This window comes from Kineosporia sp. R_H_3, assembly GCF_002198675.1.
In the GTDB taxonomy this organism is placed as follows: domain Bacteria; phylum Actinomycetota; class Actinomycetes; order Actinomycetales; family Kineosporiaceae; genus R-H-3.
Map to the genome: position 1 here is coordinate 1 of NZ_MWLL01000024.1, position 6,084 is coordinate 6,084.

The following is a 6,084-nucleotide window of genomic DNA, read 5'->3' on the forward strand; positions in this document are numbered from 1 at the left end:
GGGCGGCGGGGGCGGGACCGGCAGCGGGAGCGGATCGGCGTCCCCCGACCCGACCATGACGGCCGGTTCCTCCGACGGCGGGTCCTCGGGGTCCACGTCCGACCCGGCGCCGACCCCGAGCAGCCCTTCCGCGACCGTGACCGCGACGCCGACCCCGACGCCCACGACGACCGCCACCCCGCCCCCCTGACGGACGCGGCGAGGGCCGCCCCGCAGGTGCGGGACGGCCCTCGTCGGACGGGCTGCGGTCAGGTGCCGGTCAGGACGTGAACCAGGCGTCGACCTTGGCCTGGTTGTCGGCGATCCACTTCTTCGCGGCATCCTCGGGCGACATCTTGTCGACCGCGATGTACTTCGCCACGACGTTCTGGTCGTCGTTCGTCCACTGGAACTTCTTGACGAAGTCGTACCCCGGGCTGCCCGACGTCGCGAACTTCGCGCTCGCGATCTTGTCGAGGTTGTAGACCGGGTAGTCGCACTTGACGGTCTTCGGGTCGGCGTCGCAGCCGGGCGTGTACGGCGGCAGCTTGACGTTGACGAGCGGCACCTCGGAGAGGAACCACTGCGGCGAGTAGAAGTAGCCGATAGCCGGCTTCTTGTCCTTCTCCGCCTGGCGGAACGACGTGATGAGCGCCGCCTCGCTGCCCGCGTAGATCACCTTGAAGTTCAGGCCGAGGTTCTTGATGAGCGGCCCGTCGATCGTCACGAAGCCGGGGTCGCCGTCGAGGAACTGGCCCTTGTCGCCGGACTCCGACGTCTTGAACAGGTCGGCGTACTTGTTGAGGTTCGCCGAGTCCGTGATGTCCGGGTACTTCTCGGCCATCCACGGCACGACGAACCAGCCGATCTTGCCCTCACGGCCGGTCGGACCGACCTCGACGGCGACCTTCTGCTCCTCGATGTACTTCTTCTTGAGGTCCTCGTGGCCCCAGTTCTCGAGGATGACGTCGACCTCGCCGGTGCCGAAGCCCTGCCACGAGACCTGCTCGTCGAGGTTCTTCTTGACGACGGTGCAGCCGAGCTTGCTCTGGAGCAGCTCCGCGACGACCGCCGCGTCGGCCTCGTACCCGACCCAGGGGTTGATGGCGATGTTCACCGTGCCGCAGGCCGCGGCCGTGCCGGACCCGCCGGGCGCCGGTGCCGCCGACGACGTCGTGTCCTCGCCCACCTTCGCCCCGCCGCAGGCGGCGAGAGCGAGCGCGAACGTCGCGACGAGCGCGACGCGGGCGGTCCGCCGCGCCCCGCGGGGGCTACCGATTCGAGTCAATTCCATCCTCCTCGTCACGACCGCCCTGGTGGCGGCCGGTCCTTGGTCGGTCGGCGCCGGGGGCGGCGCCGTCCGTTCGTGATCGCTCAGCGCTTCTTCGCGCCCCCGGTGCGGCCGGACGCCGCCTGGGTGACCCGGTCGAGCATCACGCCGAGCATGACGATCGCCAGACCGGCCGCGAGACCCTTGCCGAAGTACGTGCTCTGCCGGAAGCCCGCCACGACGTCGTAGCCGAGCGCCCCGGCGCCGATGAGGCCGCCGACGACGACCATGGAGAGCACGTAGATGAGGCCCTGGTTCGTCGCGAGGACGAGCGCCTCGCGGGCCATCGGCAGCTGGACCTTGCGGATCATCTGCAGCGTGCTCGTCCCGGCCGACAGCGCCGCCTCGACCGTCGTCGCGGAGACGTTGCGGATGCCGTCCGCGACGAGCTTGATGGCGATCGGCGCGGAGTAGACGACGGCCGCGACGATCGCCGTGAACCGGGTCGCCCCGAAGAGCGCGACGAAGGGGATGAGGTAGACGAACGACGGCAGCACCTGGGCCGCGTCGAGGACCGGCCGGATCGCCCGGTCGGCGCCCCGGCTGCGGCCCATCCAGACCCCGACGAGGACCCCGATGAGGACGGTGAGCACGGTCGCGACGAGCACCGCCGCGAGCGTCGTCATCGTGTCCGACCACAGGCCCGTGCCGATGACGACGGCGAGGCACACGGCCGTGGTCACCGCGGCGCGGACGTTGCCGATGACCATGCTGAGCACGACGGCCACGGCGAAGACGACGAACCACGGCGACTCGACGAGGAGGTGCTCGACCGGGTCGAGGATCCACGCCGTCGAGACGTCCTTCCACGACTGGGTGAGGAACGTGAGGTTCGACTGGGTCCAGGTCGTCACCGAGTCGGCGACCCGGGCGACGTCGTCACCGACGTAGCCGAGCGACGAGCCCTCGGGCTTCGGGAAGACCGCGTAGTTGGCGAACGTGTACGACAGGTAGACGCACACGAGGGTGGTGAAGGCGCCGGCACCGAGCAGGTACGGCCGGCGGGCGATCGCCTGCGGGGTCATGAGGCGCGCGACCTCGACCCGCTCGCTCATCGCCGTCGTCACCCGGTCGAGGACGATCGCCATGAGCACGATGGACAGACCGGCGTTGAACGCCGTCCCGACGTCGAGCGTCTGCAGCGCCTTGAGGACGTTCTGGCCCAGCCCCGGCGCGTCGATGAGGGCGGCGATCGTCACCATCGACAGCGCGGCCATGATCGTCTGGTTGATGCCGAGGACGATCGTGCGCCGGGCGACCGGGATGAGGACGCCGAACAGCGTCTGCCGCGGCGTCGAGCCGAGCGCGACGCTCGCCTCGACGGTGGCCGGGGCGACCGAGCGGATGCCGTGCGCGGTGATCCGGATCGCCGGCGGCGCGGCGTAGATGAGCGTCGCGATGACCGCGGAGGCCGGCCCGATGAGGAAGAAGAGGGTCAGCGGCGCGAGGTAGACGAAGGTCGGCATCGTCTGCATGAAGTCGAGCACCGGTGTGAGCACCCGGTTCACCCGGTCGGACAGCCCCGCCCAGACCCCGAGCGGGATGCCGATGAGCAGCGACACGAGCACCGCGGCGAGGGTGAGCGCGAGGGTGTCCATCGCCTGGGTCCACAGGCCCTGGAGCCCGAAGAAGACGAACACGGCCCCGGCGAGCAGGCTGACCCGGCCGTTGCCGAGCGCCCACGCGACGAACATGACGACGGCGACGACGCCGAGCCAGCCGAGCAGCGGCACGGGGCGGCCGAACGCGGGCTGGGCGATGAGCCCGGAGATCGTGTTCGTCAGGGCGTCGATGACGAGCCGGATCTCGTTGAAGACGTAGAGGAACAGCGGGTTCGAGTTGCGCCCGGCGTCGATCGAGTCACGGATGTCGTTGATGCGCAGGTGCAGGTCGGTCGTCGACGCGGTGTCGAGAGTCAGCGTGAACCGGTTGCGCAGCAGGGCCCACAGCACGACCCACACCGCGACGACGCCGGCGACGACGGCCCCGCGATGCGCCGCCCAGACCGGGCCGGTCGCGGGCGCGGCCGGCGGTGCGGCCGGCGGACGGGTCGTCTTCGCGGCCTCGAGCACAGCCATGTCAGCTGCCCTCCGTCACCGCGGCGATGACACCGAGGATCTCCTCGTTCCCGACGACCCCGAGGAGCTCGCCGTTCTCCATGACCCGGATCGGCTTGTCCGAGTCGAGCACGACCCGGGTCGCCTCGTGGACGAGGACGTCCCGGCTGAGCACGGGACCGTCGAGCGGGTCGTCCGGCCGCGGCGGTCGCATGATCCAGCGCAGGGTCAGCACGTGGGAGCGGTTGACGTCGCTGACGAAGTCGCGCACGTAGTCGTCGGCGGGGGCGCCGACGAGCTCGTCGCCGGTGCCCGTCTGGATCATCTTGCCGTCGCGCATGATGAGGATCCGGTCGCCGAGCTTGAGCGCCTCGGAGAGGTCGTGCGTGATGAAGACCATCGTCTTGCCGACCTCGTGGTGCAGCCGGATGACCTCGTTCTGCATGTCCCGCCGGATGAGGGGGTCGAGCGCCGAGAACGGCTCGTCGAAGAACAGGACGTCCGGGTCCCCGGCGAGCGCGCGCGCCAGCCCGACGCGCTGCTGCATGCCGCCGGAGAGCTGGTCGGGGTAGGACTTCTCGTAGCCGAGCAGGCCGACGAGCTCGATGACCTCCATCGCCTTCTTCGTGCGCTCCGTCTTGCCCATGCCGCGGATCTCGAGGCCGTAGGCCACGTTCTCGACGACGCGACGGTGCGGCAGGAGGCCGAAGTGCTGGAACACCATGGAGAACTTGAGCCGGCGCAGCTCCCGCAGCCGGGCGGCGTCCGCGGCGAGCAGGTCCTCGCCCTCGAACGTCAGCGTCCCCGAGGTCGGCTCGATGAGCCGGTTGAGGCAGCGGACGAGCGTCGACTTGCCGGAGCCGGACAGGCCCATGACGACGAAGACCTCGCCGGGTGCGATGTCGAAGCTCACGTCACGCACGGCGGCGGTGCAGCCCGTCCGGTCCATGAGCTCGCGGCGGCCGAGGGCGGAGAGCTCCTCGGACTTCGGGACGGCCTCGGCCTTGGGGCCGAAGACTTTCCACAGGTCACGGACCGAGATGACGGGCGACAGGTCACCGGGCATCGAAGGGCCTCCTCGTCGTCGGCGCCTGCGCGCCGGTCACAGCGGTCGGATCGGACCGGGTAACACCTTCGCCTGTTGCGTATGACGCATCGCAGTGCTTGTAGGGGAACAGGATTGTGCGCTCGTGCGCCCAACGTCAAGACTCTCGCACCCCTGCGCGACGGGTTGCCGCGAGAACGTGACCTTGGGTTCACATGGCAGCGACACGTGCAACCCCTGAGGGACGCTCCGTGACGAACCGTGCGGAGCAGAACCTATCGGTCAGGCGCCCGTCGCGTGCTGGAGGCCGTGCCACCCGAGCCGGTGCGAGACCTCCCGCGCCGCCGCGACGACCTTCGCGGCGACGTCCGGGATCCGCTCGGCCGGCAGCCGGAACGTCGGGCCCGACGCGCTCAGGGACGCCACGACGGTGCCCGACGAACCCGTGATCGGCGCGGCGACGGCCGTCAGGCCCATCTCGAGCTCGTCGACCGCGACCGACCAGCCACGGGCACGGACCTCGACGAGCTCGGCCTCGACGACCGAGGGGTCGGTCAGGGTGCCGGCGGTGAACCGGGGCAGCGGCGAGCCGAGCTCGGCCAGCAGGGCAGGCGGCCCGAAGGCGAGCAGGATCTTGCCGTTGCTCGTCGCGTGCAGCGGGATCCGCTGGCCGGCCCAGTTGTGCAGCGCGAGCGACGACGGCCCCTGCACCTGGTCGAGGTAGAGCGCCTCGCGCCCGGAGAGCACCGCGACGTTGACCGTCTCGCCGACGACCTGTGCGAGGCGGGCCGTGACGGGCCGGGACTCCTGGACGAGGTCGAGCCGCACCGTCGTCGCCCCGGCGAGCCGGAGCACCCCGACCCCGAGCCGGAACTTGCCGCGGTCGCTGACCTGCTCGACGAGGTCGTGCGCCTCGAGGGTCGACACGAGCCGGAAGGCCGTCGACTTGTGGACGCCGAGCTCGGCCGACAGCTCCGTGACCCCCATCTCGCCGTTCGCGGCGAGCAGCGAGAGCACCGTGAGAGCACGGTCCACGGACTGCACCGGGCCCGTCGCGCCCTCCATGGCGTTGCTCATGGCGGAACAGTAAGCGCAATACGCACCTGGCGTCAGCCCGAAGCGCCCCGGCCGGGCGGTCACCCGTGCCGCCGGGGAGGGCGACGGCGGACCCGGAGGCCCGCCGTCGCCGTCGCGTCACCTCAGCGTAGGTCCGGCACCCGGACCACGCGTCGTGCCCCGGTCAGGGGGTCTTCTTCTCGCACTCGAGGTACACCGTGACACCGGTGTCGCCCGCACACTCGTCGGTGGCCGGGCCGCCGTCCAGCGTGTCGTCGCCGAGGCCGCCGCCGAGCCTGTCGGACCCGGCCTCCCCGTTGAGGACGTCGCTGCCGTCGCTGCCCTGGACCTTGTCGGCGCCGTCGCCGCCGTAGACGCGGTCGTCGCCGCTCTCGCCGTAGAGGACGTCGTCCCCGGCCTCTCCGTAGACGAAGTCGTTGCCCGGGCCGGCGCAGATCGTGTCGGCGCCGCCACCGCCGCGGACGGTGTCGTCCCCGCCGAGCGACCAGATGACGTCGTTACCGGCGGTACCGATGAGGTCGTCGTCGCCGGGTGTGCCGACGAGGGCACCGGCCGGCGGGGTCGAGCCGCCGCACGCGCCGCCACCGCCGCCACCA

5 protein-coding genes are annotated in these 6,084 nt (G+C 71.1%); all 5 read right to left on the reverse strand.

Features of this window, described 5'->3' with window-relative positions:
- Positions 1–259: 259 nt before the first annotated feature.
- A complete protein-coding gene (locus ECOMGDLI_RS02410) occupies positions 260–1,273 on the reverse strand; it encodes an ABC transporter substrate-binding protein (RefSeq protein ID WP_088313246.1) in 1,014 nt (337 codons plus the stop codon).
- 80 nt (positions 1,274–1,353) lie between these two features.
- Complete coding sequence (locus ECOMGDLI_RS02415) at positions 1,354–3,387, reverse strand: proline/glycine betaine ABC transporter permease (protein ID WP_088313248.1); 2,034 nt, start codon at positions 3,385–3,387, stop codon at positions 1,354–1,356.
- Between the two features lies 1 nt (position 3,388).
- Positions 3,389–4,432, reverse strand: coding sequence for a glycine betaine/L-proline ABC transporter ATP-binding protein (locus ECOMGDLI_RS02420; RefSeq protein WP_088287790.1), 1,044 nt, complete (start codon positions 4,430–4,432; stop codon positions 3,389–3,391).
- A gap of 261 nt (positions 4,433–4,693) precedes the next feature.
- Positions 4,694–5,488, reverse strand: a complete 795-nt coding sequence (locus ECOMGDLI_RS02425) for an IclR family transcriptional regulator (RefSeq protein WP_198954473.1) — start codon at positions 5,486–5,488, stop codon at positions 4,694–4,696.
- 163 nt (positions 5,489–5,651) lie between these two features.
- The coding region (locus ECOMGDLI_RS02430) for a calcium-binding protein (protein WP_143447461.1) at positions 5,652–6,084 on the reverse strand (433 nt) is incomplete at its 5' end.

Excerpts from the sequence above, each read along its gene's own strand:
- ECOMGDLI_RS02415 (WP_088313248.1), bottom strand. The coding sequence starts at position 3,387 with ATGGCTGTGCTCGAGGCCGCGAAGACGACCCGTCCGCCGGCCGCACCG.
- ECOMGDLI_RS02410 (WP_088313246.1), bottom strand. The coding sequence starts at position 1,273 with ATGGAATTGACTCGAATCGGTAGCCCCCGCGGGGCGCGGCGGACCGCC.
- ECOMGDLI_RS02425 (WP_198954473.1), bottom strand. The coding sequence starts at position 5,488 with ATGAGCAACGCCATGGAGGGCGCGACGGGCCCGGTGCAGTCCGTGGAC.
- ECOMGDLI_RS02420 (WP_088287790.1), bottom strand. The coding sequence starts at position 4,432 with ATGCCCGGTGACCTGTCGCCCGTCATCTCGGTCCGTGACCTGTGGAAA.